Origin of the sequence: uncultured Nisaea sp. (genome assembly GCF_963974195.1) — a bacterium.
GTDB lineage: Bacteria > Pseudomonadota > Alphaproteobacteria > Thalassobaculales > Thalassobaculaceae > Nisaea.
This window is the reverse complement of sequence record NZ_CAXBDC010000091.1, coordinates 1-19,025: the sequence shown is the minus strand read 5'-3', so window position 1 is coordinate 19,025 and position 19,025 is coordinate 1. Positions and strand designations below refer to the sequence as shown.

The following is a 19,025-nucleotide window of genomic DNA, read 5'->3' as shown; positions in this document are numbered from 1 at the left end:
GCGCTTGACGGTCGCGCTGCGGTTGTCCGACATGGGTTCTGCTCCCAAGCAATATCCGGCGGCTATGTAGCAGGAAGCGCGGCACATTGCCAATCACCGGACTGCATATGCCTTCCCTGCCACCGCTCTTGCCAGCGGTCCGCACTTGACGTTATCCAGCCGATGCCCAAATTGGACGGGCACGTTATCCTTGGAGTTCTCATGAGCAATCAGGCCGCAGACCCGATCCAGTGGCACGGCACCACGATCCTTTCTGTCCGTAAAAACGGGCGCGTGGTCGTCGCTGGCGACGGACAGGTCAGCTTCGGCAATACGGTAATGAAGTCGGAGGCCCGCAAGGTCCGCCGGATCGGCAATGGCGACGTGATCGCCGGGTTTGCCGGAGCCACCGCCGATGCTTTCACCCTGTTCGAGCGTCTGGAAGAGAAGCTCGAGAAACATCCGGGCCAGCTTACCCGCGCCGCCGTCGAGCTGGCCAAGGACTGGCGCACGGACCGCTATCTGCGCCGTCTGGAAGCCATGATGGCCGTGGCGGACAAGTCCGCGTCTCTGGTCCTGACCGGCAATGGCGACGTGCTGGAGCCGGAAGACGGCCTGATCGGCATCGGCTCCGGCGGCACTTTCGCCCTCTCCGCCGCCCGCGCCCTGGTCGATCTTGACGACATGGATGCCGAGGCGATCGCCCGCAAGGCGATGAAGATCGCCGCCGATATCTGCATTTACACGAACGAGAATCTCACACTCGAGATGCTCGATACCGAATAACGCGCTGATATTTGACTCAGCTCTCGCATCCTGACGATTGGTAGAAACACGCATGTCCGCTTTCAGCCCGCGTGAAATTGTTTCCGAGCTTGACCGCTTCATCATCGGCCAGAAGGACGCCAAGCGCGCCGTCGCCATTGCCCTGCGCAACCGCTGGCGGCGCCAGCAGCTGGCCGACGATATCCGCGAGGAAGTGCAGCCGAAGAACATCCTCATGATTGGCCCGACCGGTGTCGGCAAGACGGAGATCGCCCGCCGCCTCGCCAAACTGGCGGAAGCCCCCTTCATCAAGGTCGAGGCGACGAAATTCACCGAAGTCGGCTATGTCGGCCGGGATGTCGAGCAGATCATCCGCGATCTGGTGGAAATCGCCATCGGCCAGGTCCGCGAGAAGATGCGCAAGGATGTGCATGCCAAGGCGGAACTGGCGGCCGAGGACCGGGTGGTCGACGCTCTGGTCGGCGAAAACGCGAACGCGGACACCAAGCAGAAATTCCGCGTCATGCTGCGCGAAGGCAAACTCGACGAGAAGGAAATCGAGATCGAGACGGCAGATGCCGGCGGCGGCGGCATGCCGACCTTCGAGATCCCCGGCATGCCTGGCGCCCAGATGGGCATGCTCAACCTGAACGACATGTTCGGCAAGGCCTTCGGCGGCCGCACCAAGAAGCGCCGCATGGCGGTTGCGGAATCCTACAAGGTTCTGGTCGAGGAAGAGGCGGACAAGCTGCTCGACGAGGAAAAAGTCGTGCGCCAGGCCATTGAGTCGGCGGAGCAGAACGGCATCGTCTTCCTGGACGAGATCGACAAGATCACCAGCCGTGCGGAGCGCGGCGGCGATGTCAGCCGCGAAGGCGTGCAGCGCGACCTGCTGCCGCTGATCGAGGGTACGACGGTGGCAACCAAGTACGGCCCGGTGAAGACCGACTTCGTGCTGTTCATCGCCAGCGGCGCCTTCCATCTGGCGAAACCCTCGGACCTGCTGCCGGAATTGCAGGGCCGTCTGCCCAACCGGGTCGAGCTGCGGGCACTTGAGCGGGACGACTTCCGCCGCATCCTGACGGAGCCGGAAAACAGCCTGCTGCGGCAGTACACCGCCCTGATGGCAACCGAGGAAGTCACCCTCGACTTCACCGACGACGCCATCGACGCACTGGCCGATCTCACGGTCGACATCAACAAGAATGTCGAGAATATCGGCGCCCGCCGCCTGCATACCGTGATGGAAAAGCTGCTCGACGAGATCAGCTTCACGGCGTCCGACAAGGGCGGCGAGACGCTGAAGATCGACGCGGCCTACGTGAACGAGCGGGTCGGCGAGCTGGCGAAGAACACCGACCTCAGCAAGTTCATCCTGTAGCGACCGCCCGGGCCGGCCTGTTCAGGAAAATTGTCAACAGGCCGGCAAGCGGGAGCCAGGAAGCGATCCGGTAAAGCACCTCCACGCCATACCCATCCGCCACCACGCCAAGCGCGGCCGCCGCCAGGCCGCCGACGCCGAAAGCCGCGCCGAAGAACAGGCCGGAGACCATGCCGATCCGGTGCGGCATCAGGGTCTGGGCATGCACCACGATCGCTGAAAAGGCGGAGGCCAGAATGGCGCCGGCGAAAATGGCCGCGACAATCGCCAACTCCGGCCCGAGATAGGGCACGGCGAGCGAAAACGGCAGGGCGCCCCAGAACGAAAAGACGATCATCGCCCGCGTACCGACCCGGTCGGTCAGGTGCCCGCCGACAATGCCGCCAAGAGCGGAGGCGCCAAGAAACACGAAGAGGACAATCTGTCCCCCGGCAATCGATGTGCCGAACCGTGTTCCCAGATAGAAAACGAAATAATTCTCGAAGCAGGCGAGATAGCTGAACTTGGCCGCGATCAGTGCCAGCAGGATCGCGATCTCGCGCACGGGCTCGCGCACGGGAACGGCAGAGGCACCGGGCCTGTCATGCTGTCCTGCCATCGGCACGGTCCCGCCCGTAACGGCAGCGTGGTGAGTCCATCTCCCGATCACGGCCAGCAGCACAATACCCGCGGCCATGAGCGGCGCGAACCAGGCCAGCGCCGATTGCCCCCTGGGCAGTACGAACAGGGCCAGCATCAGGGGCCCGAGGGCCGATCCCGCATGCCCGCCGAGCTGGAAGATTGATTGTGCAAGCCCGTGCCGCCCGCCCGAACTGCGTCTGGCGGCCCGGGCCGCCTCCGGATGAAAGATGGCGGAGCCCAGACCAAGCAGGACACTGGCCGCAAGCAAAACCACGTAACTTTGCGCCCATGCCAGAAGCAGCAGGCCAAGGCAGGTGATCGACATGCCCACGGCCAAAGACCATGGCCGGGGCTTGCGGTCGGCCCAGATGCCGATGACCGGCTGCAGAACCGAAGCCGTCACCTGATTGGCCAGTGTCAGGAAGCCCAGTTGCGTGAAATCGAGCGAGAAATCCCCGCGCAGCAACGGATAACTCGCGATCAGCAGGGATTGCGCCAGATCGTTCAGAAAATGGGCGCTGCTGGTCCCAACCAGGATCGGCAGATCCCGCGCCCGGCCTTGCGCTGCTGAAGACAGAATTGATGACATGCCGCTGCTCCCCGGGTTGACACAGACCCCAGATATCGCCCTTTTTGACTGACCCGCTACCGGGTATGGGACATAAATTTATGAGTATGGGCCAAACGCAGGCTGGCTTTGCCGGACCGTTCGGAGACGGGGAAGATGTCTTTGCCCTGGCGGAAACCTATGCGCCCGACGAGATCATTCCGGCACACAGGCATGCCCGCGCCCAGCTGCTCTATGGCCTGACCGGGGTTGTTCTGGTGCAGGGAACGGACGGCGCCTGGATGATGCCACCCGATTGCGGCCTCTGGATCCCGGCGGGACAGGAACATGAGGTGCGGATGCTGGGCGAGGTCCGGATGCGCAGTCTCTACCTGACCGAAGACGCCGCCCCCGGCATGCCGGACCACTGCGCCGTGCTGGCGATCAGCGATCTGGTGCGCACGCTTCTGGAAGCCGTCGCCGGCAGCCCGGCCCCCTTGCGGAGCACCAGTCGCGGAGGCCTGCTGACGGATCTGCTGCTGCACGAAATCCCGGCGCTTCCGGTTATCCCGCTCACCGTCCCGATGCCCGCCGCGCCACGCCTGCGGGCGCTCTGCCGGGATTTCCTGAAGCAGCCCTCGGCCAGCTCTGACATTGCCGCCTGGTGCGCCAGGCTGCATATGAGCCGCCGTAGCTTCACCCGCCATTTCCGGGCCGGGACAGGCCTCAGCTTCGTGGACTGGCGCCAGCGCGCCTGCGTAATGGCGGCCATCCCCCGGTTTCTTGCCGGGGAGCCGGTGACGGGCGTCGCCCTCGATCTCGGCTACGAAAACCCGGCATCCTTCTCAACCATGTTCCGCCGGATCACCGGCGCACCACCCAGCAGATATGTGCATGGCTTCGGGAAGACCGGCGACGGCAGCGCGCCTCAGTAACGCGGCGGGAGCTGTAGATCGACGCGGCGTGAAAAAGAAAACCGGCAAAGAGCACGGATCTCAGAAAATTGAGGCCTAAGCTGCCTTGAAGCCCATCTTAACAAGGGATTTTTCGATATGATCTTGCTGGACATCCATATCAATTATGAAGGCAAATGCCAATTGACCACCATTAGATAACTCGACGATAGCGCCTGCATTTTCTTTGTAAAAAACGTTCTTACCATCTGTGATCATGAACTTCGCAAGGCGCTCTTTGGATGCGCCCTTGGAATAGTATTTCCGAAAATCTCTCTGCGCTTGTTTTAGCTTTGCTACAGGTATTCTTCGGTCGAGAAGGCTTTTCATCGCTTTAAGCAGAAGAAGATCAGAATAGTTATAAAGCCTTGGTTTCCCTCGCCCAGGGTTTCTTAGTTTCGACGCCACCACAACACCTGAACGATGCAAGTAGTCCACCATATACGGTGAACGAAACCCGACGATTCGTGCAGCTTCTTTCGTCGTGAAATGGGTTTTTGCCGTCATCTCAAACTTAGCCATATTTAGAGTTCAGCACTGAACTCTAAATATTCATACAGTAACATCAATTAAATATACGAGCATTAAAACACACACATCAATATTGTGTGTGTTTTATAAAAAATAAGGCTAGATTTGGTATTTGCTTTTGATAGATTCATTGTAGCGAAAGATTTTTATCGCTACAGCGGCACCCGCCGCTCTTGTGAGAAGGAATACGGCGGGCGCCTAACCTCCAAAGCAGAAGGATACCAAATCATGACATACAAGTACCCATATGAAAATGCTGACGAGCGCACCAAAAGCCTCGTCTGGAACAAAGGTCGACCAATTGATGGGTTTGACCAAAGAGTTTGGCGAAGAGATGCCTGCGGTTACGCCATGAAATATGGAGATCATGGCAATACTGCTTCCGACTACGGTTGGGAGATAGATCACATAATCCCACGCTCTAAGGGTGGACAAGATGCGCTAGTAAATCTCCAACCCCTCTACTGGGAGAACAATAGGAAGAAGGGTGATACATACCCTTGGTACTGCGAAAATGCCGCTTAAAGCATTTCCTTAAATCCCGTCAGATCGAAAGCGCCGTTCTTCGGCGCTTTCTTTTTTAGTAACGCGGCCCCTTGCCCGGCGGGGCGAGTTCGGCGAGCAGTGTGTCGATGCGCGGGTCATCCAGATCGCGGATGCGGGCGGCGAGGGTGTTGGCGAGCTCCGTTGCTTTCGGGCTGAGCCCGGCCGTATCAATGACGACACGCGGGTTCGAGTGTTTCGCGAGCTTCTTCAGATCCTCCGCGTCGTCCCAGATTAGGCCGAAATACTGGCAGATCTGGTGGATCAGCCCGACGGTCGGCCGGCCTTTCTTGCCGTGCTCCAGGGCCGAGAGATAGGCGGAGGAAACCTGCAGGGCGGTCGCCATCTGTTTCAGGGTGACGCCTCGGTCGGCCCTGAGCTGCCTGATTTTTGCGCCGAACGGGGTCATATCTCGTCCTGTCTCGTCATCAGGTCTTCTGCCGCCTCAGCATGACATAGAGCGCGCCACTGCCGCCGTGCTGCGGCTGGGCAGGGGAATAGGTCAGCACCTTGTCCTTGTTCACACCTTCGGTCAGCCAGCGCGGCGTCATCCGGCGCAGCACGCCTGCCTCCCGCTCTCCGTCATCCGCCGAGCGCGTACCCTTGCCCGTGATCACCAGCACACACCGCTGGCCGCGCCGGTAGGCAGACGCGATGAAGCCGTTCAGCGCCCGGTGGGCCTGGTCCTGCCGCATGCCATGCAGATCGATGCGGCCGTCGATCTGCTGCTTGCCGCGTTTGATCCTGAGCGCCGTGCGCCGGTCTATCCCCGGAACCTTGCCCGGAGCGTATTCCGCCAACGCGCTCGGCACCTTGATCGCGGTGAAGCCGGGATCGTTCTGCGGGCGGCTGTGATGGCGCGGCGCCTGCTTGTCCTTACCGTTCTTTTTTGGCTGTTTCGTGCTGAGTTCCGGCACTGGCGGCACCTCTTCCGCAGCCAGTGCGGCACGGCGCTCGGGCGTCAGGGGCACCGTGTCGGCGACCACCTTACGCCACAGGTCGAGCTCATCTGCCGTTGGCCGCCGTGCCATAAATCCGCTCCGCTTCGGGGCTCAGTCCTTGACCAGCATGATGTGCAGCCGCCGGGGTCCGTGCGCGCCGAGCTGGATGATCTGCTCGACATCGCCGGTCCGCGACGGGCCAGTAACAAGATTGACCGTACGCGGGACACTTGCGCCCGGCTTCAGGCCGAGTTTCTGCCGCAACATGTCCCAGGCATCCTCGTAGGCACCAACAATCTGACTCTCCCGCAGCAGTACCACGTGCGTGTCCGGCACGAAATGCAGGCTTGTCGGGGTTTCGGCGGAAGAATGCAGCATCAGCGTGCCGGTTTCCGCGATCCCGGCATGAGCCGGCGTCAATCCCACCGCATCCTCGTTGACGGCGGCACCGCTGGTGATTTCAAGCGCGGGCGCCTTTTCCCACGGGATCACCGTGTCTTCCAGCGCCGGAGACTGCTTGATCCGGGCCGGCAGGTTCTCCCGGCGCAGATAGTCCGCCAGCCGCTCCGGCACGGATTCAAGGGAGTCCAGCCTGTCGACGGTGCAGGAGACTCCTTCCGCCATCTCGACAAAGAGGCCGATCTTGTGCGCCTGATCACCGTCGGAGCGCTTCGGCACCAGAATGCGTTCGTGCCCCTTCAGGCGCGCCTCGACAGCCTCGGCCGCCGCACCTTCAAGCTTGCCGCGTCCAAGGGACTTGCGGATGCCCGCCAGAATCTGTTCCCGCGCCTCGCTCATCACGCGTCCCCCTTCTTGCCGTGCCCGCTCATCTTGTAGAGCTGCTGGAAGGTGCGCCCTTCGGGGGCAGGCATGTCGCGCACCGAGGTCCAGCCGGAGGCCAGCGGCAAGGCGGCGATCCGGCCGCGCCTTCCGCCCAGAGCATGCAGTAGCGCAGCCCCCAACTTGGTCGATTGCCGATAGAGCCACGGTCTTTTGGCAAAGTACGACCAAAGCCCCAAACCCGCGCGAACCTGCGAGGTAGTCTTGTTCTCAGTGAACTCTTTTGCCCGGTAGTGGCGCATCATCTTCGGCAACGGGATGCGCATCGGGCATACCTGCTCGCAACGGCCGCAAAAAGTCGATGCATTGGGCAGATGACCGGCCTCGTCGATGCCGATCAGGCTTGGTGTGAGCACCGCGCCCATCGGCCCCGGATAGACCCAGCCGTAAGCATGCCCACCGACGGCGGCATAGACCGGACAATGGTTCATGCAGGCCGAGCAGCGGATGCAGCGAAGCATATCCTGATATTCGGTGCCGAGCATGGCGGAGCGGCCATTGTCGATCAGCACCACATGGAAGGAGGCCGGGCCGTCCAGATCGGTTTTCCGGCGCGGCCCGCTGGAAAAGGTGGTGTAGACGGAAAACTCCTGTCCGGTCGCCGAGCGGGCCAGCAGCCGCAGAATGCAGCTCGCATCCTCCAACGTCGGCACGATCTTCTCCAGGCTCGCCACCACGACATGCGCCTTGCCGAGGGTCTGGGTCAGGTCGCCATTGCCTTCATTGGTGACGATCACCGTCTGGCCGGTCTCGGCAATCAGGAAATTCGCGCCTGTAATACCGACATCGGCGGCGAAGAACTTGGGCCGGAGCTGCGTCCGGGCCTCGTCGGTAATGTCGCCGACTTCCTCCAGCGGGCGGTCCGGCGGCAGATCCGTGTGTTTCTTGCGGAAAGCCTCGACGACCTGCTCCTTGTTCACATGGATCGCCGGCGCGATGATATGGCTTGGCGGCTCATTCCGGAGCTGGATGATATATTCGCCGAGATCGGTCTCGATCGGCTCGACGCCGTGCTCTTCCAGATACTCGTTGAGGCCGATTTCCTCGGCCACCATGCTCTTGCCCTTGGTCACTGTCTTGGCATCGACGGAGCGGCAGATCTCCATGATGGTCTGCCGGGCTTCCTCGGAATTCCGGCACCAGTGAACCTGCCCGCCATTGGCGATGACGTTGCTTTCGAAACGCTCGAGATAGAAATCGAGATTCTCCAGCACGTGGTTCTTGATGTCCCGGCCCCGGTCGCGGAGATCCTCGAATTCCGGCAGCTTGGCGACAACATCCGCCCGCTTCTGCTGGAAGCCGGGGCGCATCTTGGAAAGCGCCTTCTGCAACTGGGCGTCGGTCAGCGCATCACGCGCATTCTGTTTGAAACTGTGCGAGGTGGCTTCCATCAGCGCTCTCCCTCGCCGATGGAGGGCTGGTCGGTCATGCCCGCCAGCACTTCGGCGACATGCCGGACCTCGGTCCGGGCGCCGAGGCGTTTCAGCTTGCCGCCCATGTTCAGCAAACAGCCAAGATCGCCCGCCAGGAGGTGATCCGCGCCGCTCTCGACGATCTCGGCCGCTTTCTGTGTCACCATCTTGTCGGAGATTTCCGGGTATTTGACGCAGAAGGTGCCGCCGAAGCCGCAGCAGATCTCGGCGCCCGGCATTTCCCTGATCGAGGTGCCGTCCATCGCTGAAAGCAGCTTGCGGGGCTGGGTCTTGACCTCGAGCTCTCGCAGGCCGGAGCAGGAATCATGATAGGTCACAGTGCCCGCGAAAGCCGCGCCGGTGCTCTCCATGCCCATGATATCCACAAGAAAAGAGGTCAGCTCGTAGGTTCGTTTGGCCAGATGCTGTGCCCGCATGGCCATCGCCGGATCATCCTCGAACAGCTCCGGATAATGCTCCCGGATCATCCCGGCGCAGGAGCCGGACGGCGCGACCACATAATCAAAGCCCTCGAAGGCCTCGATCACATTGGCCGCAATGTCGCAGCTGTCCCTGAAGTCGCCGGAATTGAAGGTCGGCTGGCCGCAGCAGGTCTGCGCCTCCGGCACAACCACCTCGCACCCGGCCTTTTCAAGCAGGGACAGGGTGGCGAAACCAACGGACGGACGGAATAAATCGACAAGGCATGTCACAAACAGACCGACGCGCGGACGGGCTTTCTCGGACGCAGACACAGCAGGCTCCCACTCACATCTCTTTTTTTATGAGGATGCGGGGCCCTTGGACCGGCACGCCGTATCCTATTGCTTTAAGGCAATATCGAGATTTTTCGGCAGAAGCACGAAATATCGACCCGTCGCGGCCATCGGCCCGGCTTTTTCCGCCGCCGTCGGGCCGTGGCCCCAGAACACGTCACCCCGCACACCGCCCTTGATGGCGCCGCCCGTATCCTGGGCGACGACGAGGCGCTGCAGCGGATTGCCGCTTTCGTCCGGATAGTCGACATCCAGCCAGACAGGCGCGCCGAGCGGGATATAACGCCGGTCAACGGCAAGAGACCGGCCCGCCGTCAGGGCCACGCCCTGTGCGCCGATCGGACCATCGCCATCGATGGTGCGGAAGAAAATGTAGGACGGGTTGAGATCCATCACACCGCGCATCTGGTCCGGATGCGCATGCAGCCAGGCGCGAATGGTCTGCAGCGATATCGCATCCTTGTCGATCTCGCCGTTCTCAACAAGATAGCGGCCGATCGGATAATAGCTGTGCCCGTTATGACCGTCATAACCGACCCGCAGCACCTGGCCGTTATCAAGCCGGATCCTGCCCGAGCCCTGGATATGCAGGAAGAAGACATCAACCGGATCATCGATCCAGGCCAGCGTTTCAACATTGTCGCCAAGCGCGCCGGTCTCTATTTCCGCCCGGCTTTCATAGGGGATCAGCCTGCCGCTTCGCAGACGTCCGGCAATCCGCTCCCCGCGCAAGCCCGCGCGCCAGTCTCCAAGATTGACCAGAACCAGATCCGACGGCCGTGCCAGCAGCGGGGTATCGAACCCTTCGCGCTGCTCCAGGGAACCGTTCAATTCAGGCTCGTAATATCCGGTAAACAGCCCGGCACCGTCTCCGGCGCGCACCTCGTAAGCAACGAACCAGGTCGACAGGAAATCGCGGACGGCAGCATCACCGCTGCCGTCGGACAGGCGGGAGAGGGCATCGCACGCCTCACGCCAGGCGGCCACGGTGCCGCCGATTTCCGCCGGGGCAATGGTGTCGGTATCGGATTGCCGGCGGAGCTTGCCGCAAGAGCGCTTCAGGGCGGGAAGCGCCTCGCTGACCCGATCGCTTTCCCAGGCCGGCAAGGCCGAGAGGTCGGTTCTCTCATAGCTGACCGGCGGCGAGACCGCGCGATCAGGGTCCTGTTCCGGCGCACAGGCGACCAGAGCCAGAACAGTCAGCAGCCACAGACGGCGCCACGCCAAGATATTCTCCAGTCCTCTTCGGACTATCACGATTGAGGGCTTACTCTTCAGGCACACGCGTTGCGACGAGGCGCCAGTTCGGATCCTGCGTTGCGATATCACGCTCGAAAGTCCAGAGATCGGTCACCGTTTCAATCCTGTCCGGGTCGCCATCGACAACCGATCCGTCCTCGGCGCGGGTAACCTTCACCTGGTCGGTGATGAATTCAACCGTCACACGGGCAACGGAGCCGGCAAGGTGGACATCATTGATCAAAGCCGACCGGAAGGAAGAAACCGTGGTTTCCTGCGTCTCTCCCGCCTGCTCGCGCGCATCGATCGCACCGGCAAAGGCCGACATCAGATCGTCCGCCAAAAGCGGGCGGAGAGCCTCCCGATCACCTTTGGCAAAGGATGTAACGACCCATTCGAACGCAGTGCGCGCACCTTGCAGGAATTCGATTTCATCGAAGGACGGATCAGCCATTTTCAGGCGCATCCCCTCCGACAGATCACCATCCTGCTGTTCCCCGACGCTGTTTTCAGCATCACGGCCCGGCAGCTGGATCACGTTGTCCGACTTGTTGCCCTGTTCGGGCGCCGGCGAAAACGGATCGCTGTGACGTTCTTCATGGCCCGTCCGTTTTCCAAGCACGCTACGCAGCTTGAAAACGAGGAACCCCGCAAGTATTGCGAATAAAATTATCTCGAACAAAGCGGAACCGTCGCCCATATCGTCCTTAACTGCGGGTGTTAAAACCCTTATCCATTGATGAAGAAACCGCCACTGGTTTTACGGCAGATCAAGTGTGTTCTGGCCAGAGACCTGCCGCTTTGACCTTCGGGCGACCGTACTACAGCATACATAGGCTGTCACTTTTGAAAGAACAACTATGGCCCTGCTAATCCTTTTCGTTCTGATCGGCATCCCCGTCATCGAAATCTACGTCTTCGCCGAAGTCGGCGGGATCATCGGTGGCTGGGCAACGGTCGGCCTGACCCTGCTGACTGCCGCCATCGGCGCAGTGCTGTTCCGGAGTCAGGGTCTCGCCGTGTTGCAGCGGGCCCAGGAACAGATACGGCGGGAAGAGACCCCGCTGGCTGAAATTATTGATGGCGTTGGCCTTCTGCTCGCCGCGGCCTTCCTGTTCCTGCCCGGTTTCGTAACCGACACAGCCGGATTTCTGCTTTTCATACCGCCGCTGCGCGTGGTGCTGATCGGCATGTTGTTTCAAAGTGCGGCGCGCGCCGCGGACTCTCATGTCTGGATTGTCCGGGGACGGTCCGGTAAAACCTCCGGCACTTCCGGCTCCCGGACGGTCATCGATGCGGAATTCGAGGATCTGACGGATACGGAAGATAAACCCGGAACCGATGCTGACCGTTCTGGCCGGGAGCTACCCCCGCGCTGATCCCGCCGACCTGCCCGCCGTACTTGCCAGCCGCATCTGAAGGAACCCGCCCGCATGCTGTTCGTCCGTCATGGCCAGTCCGAATTCAACGTCGTCTATGGCGCCACCGGGCGTGACCCGGGGATCGAGGATCCCGCCCTGACCGATCTCGGACGCGCCCAGATCCGGCATAGTGCCGAGACATTGCGCGGGCTCGATATCGATCACATCGTCTCCAGCCCCTATCGCCGGGCACTGGAGACGGCCCATATCATCGCCGAGACCATCGACAGGGAGATCCGGATCGAGCCGCTGATCCGCGAACACCGGCATTTCATCTGCGATATCGGCCGCACCCGGACACTGCTGCAAACCGACTGGCCCCATCTCGCTTTCGATCATATCGACGAGCAATGGTGGACCGATCATCATGAAGAAGAGCATGAGGTCCACGCGAGAGTGCGCACATTCCTCGACAACAACCACCAGCGAGCAGACTGGGACCGCCTCGTCTGCGTCAGTCACTGGGGCTTCATCAACCGTCTCACCGGCCTGCCGGTCGGCAACGGAACCGTCGTCAAAGTACAGCGGAACGGCGCCGGAGAGGTTGTCCACACCCCTGATCCATGATACCCACGCGCCTTCGAATTCACCCGGCAGAGACAAGATCGAACCGATGACCGACACAACAGATACCGGTACGGCGCCAGCCGAAGAGCAGACCGCAATCAACACCTTCTCGATGACGGTGAAAGCGCAATATATCAAGGACATGTCCTTCGAAAACCCGAAGGCGCCCTATAGCCTGCGCTCCGATATCCGTCCTGACATTGAAATCGGTGTCGATGTCCGCGCCGAGCGGATGGCGGAGAATGTCTTCGAAGTCATCCTGCAGCTGAACGTCAATGGCGTTCACGAGGGCGACAAGGTTTTCATCGTCGAGCTGGCTTATGCAGGCGTGTTCCAGTTCGAGAATGTCCGGCCCGACCAGACCGAATATGTGCTGATGGTCGAGTGCGCCCGGCTGCTGTTCCCGTTCGCCCGCCAGATCATCGGTCAGGTGACCGCAGATGGCGGCTATCCGCCGCTGCATATCCAGCCGATCGATTTCCTCGGCGTGTTCCAGAAGAACGAGCTGCAGCGTCAGGAAACCGGTGGTATCGACGTCTCCAAGATCGAGACAGAAGGCACCGCCTGATTATTCCGCGGCTTCGCCGGTCCGGTTCCAGATCGGGTCCTTCACCTTTTCCATGAGCGTCGCATGCGCCGCGAGTTCGTCCGCGCTCGGTGCATGCGGGCGCGGCGGCCTGATAACCGCCTCACGGATTTCCGGCGCGGCCTGTCCGCTCTTTTCCTGCCCGGCAAGCTCAAGCCCGGGCTGCCGTCCACCGATCAGCTCCAGGTAAACCGACGCCAGCAGATCCGCATCGACGAGGGCGCCGTGCAGATCACGGTGCCCGTTGTCGATCTCGAACCGGCGGCAGAGCGCATCCAGACTGGCCTGCGCGCCCGGATATTTGCGCCGGGCCATGGTCAGCGTGTCGATCGACTGCTCCATCGGTATTTCCGGGCGGCCGAGCCGCTTCAGTTCCGCATTGATAAAGCCCATGTCGAATCTGGCATTGTGGATAACCAGGACGGCATCCCCGACGAATTCCAGGAAGCCATCCACAATTCCGGCAAAGTTCGGATAATCGGCAAGGAACTCGGTCGAAAGGCCATGCACCTCGAAGGCGCCCTGTTCGACCTCACGCTCCGGATTGATATAGACGTGATAGCTCTCACCGGTCGGCACATGGTTGATCAGCTCGATGGCGCCGATTTCGATAATCCGGTGTCCCTGTTTCGGGTCGATACCCGTGGTTTCCGTATCAAGAACCAGTTCACGCATGTCGAATTCCCAAGTGGCGCAGAATCTTCTTTATGGCCCGGACAGTGGCGGCCCGGCCGAGGCCCGTGTGCAGGACATAATCAGCGCGGCGGCGCTTTTCGCCATCCGGCATCTGTTTCTTCAGGATAGAAGAGAGCCGCTCCGCTGTCATGCCGGGGCGGGCCAGAACCCTTTGCCGTTGTAGAAAAGCCGGCGCGGATACCACAAAGACATAATCACAGATATCCTCGCCACCGGTCTCGAACAGAAGAGGGATGTCGAGCACGGCCGCCCGGCGCCGTGCCCGGCGCTGCAGATCAAGAAACCGGTCCCGTTCACGGCGGACAAGCGGATGAACGATCGCTTCCAGATCCCGCAAGGCCGCCGCATCGCCAAACACGATCTTGCCAAGCCGCTCCCGATCGACGGCACCATCGACCACCGCATCCGGAAACCGGCGGGAAATCGGCGCGACGGCCAGCCCGCCAGCCTGAAACAGGGAATGTACCGAAGCATCCGCATCATGCACCGGAATCCCCAGCCGCCGGAACATCTCCGCGGCCGTACTTTTCCCCATGCCGATAGAGCCTGTCAGGCCGAGAACCAGCATGAAAGTCAGGTCCGGAGCGCGCTGTGCGTGCGCATGAAATCAAGCAGGGGAAGCAATGGCAGTCCCAGCACGGTGAAGAAATCACCCTCGACGGACGTGAAAAGCTGCGCGCCGACGGATTCAAGCTGATAGGCCCCCACGGACTCAAGGGCCACATCCCCGACCGTATCAAGATAAGCCTCTATGAACTCATCGGAGAGCGGACGAACAAGCAGACTGGCCGTGGCAATATTATGCCAGATCCGGGTTCCACCGGCGGAAACGACCACGGCGCTGATCAAGCTGTGCCGCTTTCCGGAAAGGCGGCGAAGATGCGCGGCCGCGCCGGCCCGGTCTTCCGGCTTGTCCAGCCACTCCCCCTCGATATCGAGCATCTGATCGGCACCGATCACCAGCGCTTCCGGCATGGCGCGGGAAATCGTGTTCGCCTTCATTTCTGCAAGAAAGGTCGCGACCTCGGCCGCACTCGCCCCTTCGGCCCGCAGGCTGCGTTTGAATTCGGACTCATCAACGGCGGGTTTTCGTATTTCCACGGCCAGGCCCGCCGAGCGGAGCATATCGGCGCGGGTCCGGCTTCCGGAGGCCAGCACAATCGGTTTTTCACCGCTACCGGCAAGATGAGAGAGATCGAGAGATTCGGTCATCAGGATTCCAGACCGTGAAATTTCGCGTATTTCTGAAGCACTGCCGCAGCGGTTTCCTCGATTGACCGGCGGGTCACATCGATCACCGGCCAGCCGCCCTTGGTGAAGAGCTTGCGCGCCTCGATCACCTCCGCACGGACCTTTTCCGGATCGACATAATCCGTCTCGTTGCTGTGCTGGAGCATCAGCATCCGGTTACGCCGAACCTGGGTCAGCCGGTTCGGATCGTTGGTCAGGGCAATCACGAACGGCTTTTTCAGGCTGTAAAGCTCCTGCGGCAGGGCAACACCCGGCACCACCGGGATATTCGCCGTCGCATAGCCCCTGTTCGCAAGATAGAGCGATGTCGGTGTTTTCGAGGTCCGGGAGACGCCGACGATCACAATGTCGGCATCTTCCAGATCATGCACCATCTGCCCGTCATCATGCGCCAGCGTGTAATCCATGGCGCGGATCCGGTTGAAATAGGCCGCATCCAGCTCATGCTGCCGGCCGGGCCTTCCATGACTTTCCTGGCCCAGGAAAGTGCCAAGGGCATTCACCACCGTATCCAGCACGGAGATGCAGGGAACCCGGCGCTGCTGGCAGCCCATCTCCAGTTGCTGGCGAAGCTCCGGATTCACCAGGGTGAAAAGCACGGGGCCCGGATACACACTGACCGCGGAAAGCACCTTCTCGATATGGCCGGACGTGCGCACCAGAGACCAGACATGCTCGCGCGCACGAACCCCTTCAAACTGGACGAGGCAGGCCCGTGCGACCTGATGGTTGGTTTCACCGGTCGCATCCGACACCAGGTGAAGATGAATATCCGTATCCGTCACATTCCACATCCGGTTGGGGATAACTGCGTACGATCTGTTTACAGAATCCGGAATCTCTTCCGAAAGGAAATCTGCACCACTTCATGCATTAGCTAGCAGGTCGGTTGTTAGACGGGGAGCAATCTTTTCCCGGACGGCGCACAACTTCCCGCCGGGCTGCCAAAAGCAGGATATCCCCATTATTCACAAACTATCAGGCTTGATGAACTTCAGGGACTTGCGACGTTTTTACCCCTCCTTATCCCCGATCCGGCCCTGTATGGTCTGGACAGAACAGAGCTGTGGATGACCTGTGCCTAAATGATAATCCCCAGGACTCACAGCGCTACTACAACCACTTCTTAGTTATTTCTAATAAGATTCTTTGTTAGGAGTGGCGTACTTATTCACCAGACAGACAGGCAATCGATGACCGAGAAAGCTCTTCTCAGCGTACTGGCCGGAAAAACAGCGGAAACCCCTCCGATCTGGCTGATGCGCCAAGCTGGACGGTATCTGCCGGAATACCGGGAACTCAGGGCAAAAGCCGGGTCTTTCGTCGATCTTTGCCTCAATCCGGAAATGGCGGCGGAGGTTACCTTGCAGCCGATCCGCCGGTTCGGCATGGATGGCGCCATCCTGTTCTCCGATATTCTGATCGTGCCCTACGGCCTTGGCCAACCCCTGCGCTTTGTTGAGGGCAAGGGTCCCGTTCTGGATCCGGTCACGGATCGAGCGGCACTGAAGAGTCTCGATCTGAATGGTCTCTCAGAGCGCGTAGGGAACGTCTATGAGACCGTTTCGCGTGTTCGTGCGGCCCTCCCTGCCGAAACAACCCTGATCGGCTTCTCTGGCAGCCCCTGGACCGTGATCACCTACATGGTCGAAGGCGGCAGCAGTAAGGATTACGCTGCGACAAAGCGCTGGGCCTATTCGGATCCTGAAGGCTTTCAGGCGCTGATCGACATCGTGGTCGAAGGCACGATCACTTACCTTCTCGGCCAGGCAAAGGCCGGGGCAGAGGTTCTGAAGCTGTTCGACTCCTGGGCCGGTGTGCTGTCGCCACGTTTGTTCCGGATGGCTGTCATTGAGCCGACAAAGAAGATCGTCTCGGCGGTGAAGGCGCAATATCCGGATCTGCCGATGATCGGGTTTCCGCGCGCGGCAGGGGCCAATTATCTCGATTATATCGAGGAAACCGGTGTCGACGCGGTCGCGGTGGATACGGCGATGCCGATCCGCTGGGCAGTGGAAAACATCCAGAGCCGGATGCCGATCCAGGGGAACCTTGATCCGATTGCCCTGCTTGCCGGCGGGTCCGAGCTTGAAGCGGAAGTCGAGAGCATCCTCTCGGTGGCGTCTTCGAAGCCGTTTATCTTCAATCTCGGGCACGGCATCCTGCCGAGCACGCCGATTGAGCATGTCGAGCAGCTTGTCCGGCAGGTTCGCGCCGGGCGCTGAGGCTATCCGGCACAGAGGTTTAGGCAGAGGGGTTTCGGCTGAGGAGCCAGGGGCATGAGCTACGAATGGATCAAGGCTTTTCACGTGATCAGCATGGTCGCCTGGATGGCGGGTATGTTTTATCTGCCGCGGCTTTACGTCTATCACGCGGCTGCCGAGACTGGCTCTGAGCTTTCCGAAACGCTGAAGATCATGGAGCGGCGTCTGCTCCGGGCGATCATCAATCCGGCGATGATTTCGACGTTCATATTCGGAATATGGATGCTGGTTCTGGTTCCGGACTATCTCTCGGAGCCATGGATGCACGTGAAGCTGACCTGCGTCATCGTGATGACCGGTTTCCACGGCGGATTGTCCCGCTGGAGGCGGCAGTTTGCCGCGGATGCAAATCCGCACAGCGAACGCTTCTATCGCATAGCGAATGAGGTTCCGACGATTTTGCTGATCGTGATCATAATCATGGTGATCGTGAAGCCGTTTTCCGGATGAATTCCATTTTTCTTAAATATTCGGGTTTGACATTCGGCGCGGAAGCACTGTAATTGAAATTAGCGCTGAACGCCTTACGGCTCTGCGTCAGGTCTTTCCCGCACAAGAACGAATAATAAAAGTCTGCTCTAACCGGCACACTCGTGCGGCTTGCTCATAGGCCGACCTCTCAAAACATTCGTTATACCTGCTCATCGACAGGACGATGCATCTTCAAGAGCTGAAATCGAAGACACCTCAAGATCTTCTCGCATTTGCGGAAGACTTGGAGATCGAGAACGCAAGTGTTCTGCGCAAGCAGGACATGATGTTCGCTATTCTTAAACAATTAGCTGATAACGATCTACCGATCTACGGCACGGGTGTTCTTGAAACACTGCCGGATGGTTTCGGTTTCTTGAGATCGCCAGAATCGAATTATTTGCCGGGTCCGGATGATATTTACATCTCTCCGAGCCAGGTGCGGCGCTTTGGGCTGCGCACCGGCGATACGGTCGAGGGACAGATCCGGGCTCCGAAAGACGGTGAGCGGTACTTCGCGTTGCTCAAGGTCAATCAGATCAATTTCGAAGATCCGGATGCGGTTCGTCACCGGATCAACTTCGATAACCTGACTCCGCTGTATCCGGAACAAAGGCTCAATCTCGAGCTCGAAGATCCGACAAACAAGCAGCAAGGTGCCACAACGCGCGTGATCGATCTGATTGCACCGCTTGGCATGGGGCAGCGTGGTCTGATCGTGGCGCCGCCGCGGACCGGTAAAACGGTCATGTTGCAGAACATCGCTCACGCGATCGCCGCGAACCACCCGGACGCCTATCTCCTGGTGCTGCTGATCGATGAGCGGCCGGAAGAAGTGACCGACATGGACCGTTCGGTGAAGGGCGAGGTTATCAGCTCGACCTTCGACGAGCCGGCATCGCGCCACGTCCAGGTCGCGGAAATGGTGATCGAGAAGGCCAAACGCCTGGTCGAACACAAGCGCGACGTGGTCATTCTGCTGGATTCCATCACGCGTCTGGCGCGTGCCTACAACACCGTGGTGCCGTCGTCGGGCAAGGTGCTGACCGGTGGTGTGGATGCGAACGCCCTGCAGCGGCCGAAGCGCTTCTTCGGTGCGGCCCGTAATATCGAGGAGGGTGGCTCGCTGACGATTATCGCGACCGCGCTGATCGATACCGGCTCCCGCATGGACGAAGTCATCTTCGAAGAGTTCAAGGGTACGGGTAACTCCGAGATCATCCTGGACCGCAAGCTGGCCG

General features: G+C 60.3%; 22 protein-coding genes. 9 read left to right on the top strand and 13 right to left on the bottom strand.

Annotated features, from left to right (window positions below):
* Window positions 1-201 precede the first annotated feature (201 nt).
* Together hslV and hslU are read left to right on the top strand one after the other, a co-directional pair.
* Window positions 202-765 carry an ATP-dependent protease subunit HslV gene (gene hslV / locus AAC126_RS17285; RefSeq protein ID WP_339855608.1) on the top strand — a complete coding sequence of 188 codons (564 nt, stop codon included), beginning with the start codon at window positions 202-204 and terminating at the stop codon, window positions 763-765.
* Window positions 766-817: 52 nt separating this feature from the next.
* Window positions 818-2,125, top strand: coding sequence for an ATP-dependent protease ATPase subunit HslU (gene hslU / locus AAC126_RS17280; protein ID WP_339855606.1), 1,308 nt, complete (start codon window positions 818-820; stop codon window positions 2,123-2,125).
* Here the strand turns inward: hslU and AAC126_RS17275 are convergent.
* Window positions 2,115-3,335, bottom strand: a complete 1,221-nt coding sequence (locus AAC126_RS17275; protein WP_339855604.1) for an MFS transporter — start codon at window positions 3,333-3,335, stop codon at window positions 2,115-2,117. The two genes, hslU and AAC126_RS17275, sit on opposite strands and share 11 nt — an antisense overlap.
* Before the next feature lie 80 nt (window positions 3,336-3,415).
* Here AAC126_RS17275 and AAC126_RS17270 point away from each other — a divergent pair, with 80 nt between their 5' ends.
* A complete protein-coding gene (locus tag AAC126_RS17270) occupies window positions 3,416-4,228 on the top strand; it encodes a helix-turn-helix transcriptional regulator (RefSeq protein WP_339855602.1) in 813 nt (270 codons plus the stop codon).
* A gap of 75 nt (window positions 4,229-4,303) precedes the next feature.
* Here the strand turns inward: AAC126_RS17270 and AAC126_RS17265 are convergent, their stop codons facing one another.
* The 8 genes from AAC126_RS17265 to AAC126_RS17230 all read right to left on the bottom strand — a co-directional run bounded on the left by AAC126_RS17265 (window position 4,304) and on the right by AAC126_RS17230 (window position 11,228).
* Window positions 4,304-4,768: a MerR family transcriptional regulator gene (locus tag AAC126_RS17265; protein WP_339855600.1), complete on the bottom strand. Its 465-nt coding sequence runs from the start codon at window positions 4,766-4,768 to the stop codon at window positions 4,304-4,306.
* A gap of 589 nt (window positions 4,769-5,357) precedes the next feature.
* Window positions 5,358-5,729 carry a helix-turn-helix transcriptional regulator gene (locus tag AAC126_RS17260; protein WP_339855598.1) on the bottom strand — a complete coding sequence of 124 codons (372 nt, stop codon included), beginning with the start codon at window positions 5,727-5,729 and terminating at the stop codon, window positions 5,358-5,360.
* A 19-nt stretch (window positions 5,730-5,748) separates the two neighbouring features.
* Window positions 5,749-6,351, bottom strand: coding sequence for a Smr/MutS family protein (locus AAC126_RS17255; RefSeq protein ID WP_339855597.1), 603 nt, complete (start codon window positions 6,349-6,351; stop codon window positions 5,749-5,751).
* 21 nt (window positions 6,352-6,372) lie between these two features.
* Window positions 6,373-7,059 carry an LUD domain-containing protein gene (locus AAC126_RS17250; RefSeq protein ID WP_339855594.1) on the bottom strand — a complete coding sequence of 229 codons (687 nt, stop codon included), beginning with the start codon at window positions 7,057-7,059 and terminating at the stop codon, window positions 6,373-6,375.
* On the bottom strand, window positions 7,059-8,492 hold the full coding sequence (locus AAC126_RS17245) for a LutB/LldF family L-lactate oxidation iron-sulfur protein (RefSeq protein ID WP_339855591.1): 1,434 nt from the start codon (window positions 8,490-8,492) through the stop codon (window positions 7,059-7,061). Before AAC126_RS17245 ends, AAC126_RS17250 begins: the two co-directional genes overlap by 1 nt.
* Complete coding sequence (locus tag AAC126_RS17240; protein ID WP_339855588.1) at window positions 8,492-9,268, bottom strand: (Fe-S)-binding protein; 777 nt, start codon at window positions 9,266-9,268, stop codon at window positions 8,492-8,494. The genes AAC126_RS17245 and AAC126_RS17240 overlap by 1 nt, the downstream gene beginning before the upstream one ends.
* Window positions 9,269-9,334: 66 nt before the next feature.
* Window positions 9,335-10,516, bottom strand: a complete 1,182-nt coding sequence (locus tag AAC126_RS17235; RefSeq protein WP_339855585.1) for a murein transglycosylase A — start codon at window positions 10,514-10,516, stop codon at window positions 9,335-9,337.
* A 40-nt stretch (window positions 10,517-10,556) separates the two neighbouring features.
* A complete protein-coding gene (locus tag AAC126_RS17230) occupies window positions 10,557-11,228 on the bottom strand; it encodes a Tim44/TimA family putative adaptor protein (protein ID WP_339855582.1) in 672 nt (223 codons plus the stop codon).
* 160 nt (window positions 11,229-11,388) lie between these two features.
* Between AAC126_RS17230 and AAC126_RS17225 the strand changes: the two genes are divergently transcribed.
* From AAC126_RS17225 to secB, 3 genes are read left to right on the top strand one after another with little or no spacing between them, the layout of a single operon-like run.
* Window positions 11,389-11,907 carry an FxsA family protein gene (locus AAC126_RS17225; RefSeq protein ID WP_339855579.1) on the top strand — a complete coding sequence of 173 codons (519 nt, stop codon included), beginning with the start codon at window positions 11,389-11,391 and terminating at the stop codon, window positions 11,905-11,907.
* Window positions 11,908-11,961: 54 nt separating this feature from the next.
* A complete protein-coding gene (locus AAC126_RS17220; RefSeq protein ID WP_339855576.1) occupies window positions 11,962-12,516 on the top strand; it encodes a histidine phosphatase family protein in 555 nt (184 codons plus the stop codon).
* A 46-nt stretch (window positions 12,517-12,562) separates the two neighbouring features.
* On the top strand, window positions 12,563-13,084 hold the full coding sequence (gene secB, locus AAC126_RS17215) for a protein-export chaperone SecB (protein WP_339855574.1): 522 nt from the start codon (window positions 12,563-12,565) through the stop codon (window positions 13,082-13,084).
* Here the strand turns inward: secB and dnaQ are convergent, their stop codons facing one another.
* From dnaQ to AAC126_RS17195, 4 genes are read right to left on the bottom strand one after another with little or no spacing between them, the layout of a single operon-like run.
* The gene (gene dnaQ / locus AAC126_RS17210) at window positions 13,085-13,777 is read right to left on the bottom strand and encodes a DNA polymerase III subunit epsilon (protein ID WP_339855572.1); all 693 of its coding nucleotides are present in this window, start codon (window positions 13,775-13,777) and stop codon (window positions 13,085-13,087) included. It lies immediately after the preceding gene.
* On the bottom strand, window positions 13,770-14,366 hold the full coding sequence (coaE, locus tag AAC126_RS17205; protein ID WP_339855570.1) for a dephospho-CoA kinase: 597 nt from the start codon (window positions 14,364-14,366) through the stop codon (window positions 13,770-13,772). Before coaE ends, dnaQ begins: the two co-directional genes overlap by 8 nt.
* Window positions 14,367-14,371: 5 nt before the next feature.
* Window positions 14,372-15,010 (bottom strand): Maf family protein, encoded by a 639-nt coding sequence (locus AAC126_RS17200; protein WP_339855568.1) that lies wholly within the window; start codon window positions 15,008-15,010, stop codon window positions 14,372-14,374.
* Window positions 15,010-15,834, bottom strand: coding sequence for a pyruvate, water dikinase regulatory protein (locus AAC126_RS17195; RefSeq protein WP_339855565.1), 825 nt, complete (start codon window positions 15,832-15,834; stop codon window positions 15,010-15,012). The genes AAC126_RS17200 and AAC126_RS17195 overlap by 1 nt, the downstream gene beginning before the upstream one ends.
* 408 nt (window positions 15,835-16,242) lie before the next feature.
* Between AAC126_RS17195 and hemE the strand changes: the two genes are divergently transcribed.
* The 3 genes from hemE to rho all read left to right on the top strand — a co-directional run.
* Complete coding sequence (gene hemE, locus AAC126_RS17190) at window positions 16,243-17,274, top strand: uroporphyrinogen decarboxylase (RefSeq protein ID WP_339855562.1); 1,032 nt, start codon at window positions 16,243-16,245, stop codon at window positions 17,272-17,274.
* A 54-nt stretch (window positions 17,275-17,328) separates the two neighbouring features.
* Window positions 17,329-17,763 (top strand): protoporphyrinogen oxidase HemJ, encoded by a 435-nt coding sequence (hemJ, locus tag AAC126_RS17185; RefSeq protein ID WP_339855560.1) that lies wholly within the window; start codon window positions 17,329-17,331, stop codon window positions 17,761-17,763.
* A gap of 205 nt (window positions 17,764-17,968) precedes the next feature.
* Window positions 17,969-19,025: transcription termination factor Rho (rho, locus tag AAC126_RS17180; protein WP_339855558.1), on the top strand; the 1,057-nt coding region annotated here is incomplete at its 3' end.

Excerpts from the sequence above, each read along its gene's own strand:
- hslV (WP_339855608.1), top strand. The coding sequence starts at position 202 with ATGAGCAATCAGGCCGCAGACCCGATCCAGTGGCACGGCACCACGATC.
- hslU (WP_339855606.1), top strand. The coding sequence starts at position 818 with ATGTCCGCTTTCAGCCCGCGTGAAATTGTTTCCGAGCTTGACCGCTTC.
- AAC126_RS17275 (WP_339855604.1), bottom strand. The coding sequence starts at position 3,335 with ATGTCATCAATTCTGTCTTCAGCAGCGCAAGGCCGGGCGCGGGATCTG.
- AAC126_RS17270 (WP_339855602.1), top strand. The coding sequence starts at position 3,416 with ATGAGTATGGGCCAAACGCAGGCTGGCTTTGCCGGACCGTTCGGAGAC.
- AAC126_RS17265 (WP_339855600.1), bottom strand. The coding sequence starts at position 4,768 with ATGGCTAAGTTTGAGATGACGGCAAAAACCCATTTCACGACGAAAGAA.
- AAC126_RS17260 (WP_339855598.1), bottom strand. The coding sequence starts at position 5,729 with ATGACCCCGTTCGGCGCAAAAATCAGGCAGCTCAGGGCCGACCGAGGC.
- AAC126_RS17255 (WP_339855597.1), bottom strand. The coding sequence starts at position 6,351 with ATGGCACGGCGGCCAACGGCAGATGAGCTCGACCTGTGGCGTAAGGTG.
- AAC126_RS17250 (WP_339855594.1), bottom strand. The coding sequence starts at position 7,059 with ATGAGCGAGGCGCGGGAACAGATTCTGGCGGGCATCCGCAAGTCCCTT.
- AAC126_RS17245 (WP_339855591.1), bottom strand. The coding sequence starts at position 8,492 with ATGGAAGCCACCTCGCACAGTTTCAAACAGAATGCGCGTGATGCGCTG.
- AAC126_RS17230 (WP_339855582.1), bottom strand. The coding sequence starts at position 11,228 with ATGGGCGACGGTTCCGCTTTGTTCGAGATAATTTTATTCGCAATACTT.
- AAC126_RS17225 (WP_339855579.1), top strand. The coding sequence starts at position 11,389 with ATGGCCCTGCTAATCCTTTTCGTTCTGATCGGCATCCCCGTCATCGAA.
- AAC126_RS17220 (WP_339855576.1), top strand. The coding sequence starts at position 11,962 with ATGCTGTTCGTCCGTCATGGCCAGTCCGAATTCAACGTCGTCTATGGC.
- secB (WP_339855574.1), top strand. The coding sequence starts at position 12,563 with ATGACCGACACAACAGATACCGGTACGGCGCCAGCCGAAGAGCAGACC.
- dnaQ (WP_339855572.1), bottom strand. The coding sequence starts at position 13,777 with ATGCGTGAACTGGTTCTTGATACGGAAACCACGGGTATCGACCCGAAA.
- coaE (WP_339855570.1), bottom strand. The coding sequence starts at position 14,366 with ATGCTGGTTCTCGGCCTGACAGGCTCTATCGGCATGGGGAAAAGTACG.
- AAC126_RS17200 (WP_339855568.1), bottom strand. The coding sequence starts at position 15,010 with ATGACCGAATCTCTCGATCTCTCTCATCTTGCCGGTAGCGGTGAAAAA.
- hemE (WP_339855562.1), top strand. The coding sequence starts at position 16,243 with ATGACCGAGAAAGCTCTTCTCAGCGTACTGGCCGGAAAAACAGCGGAA.
- hemJ (WP_339855560.1), top strand. The coding sequence starts at position 17,329 with ATGAGCTACGAATGGATCAAGGCTTTTCACGTGATCAGCATGGTCGCC.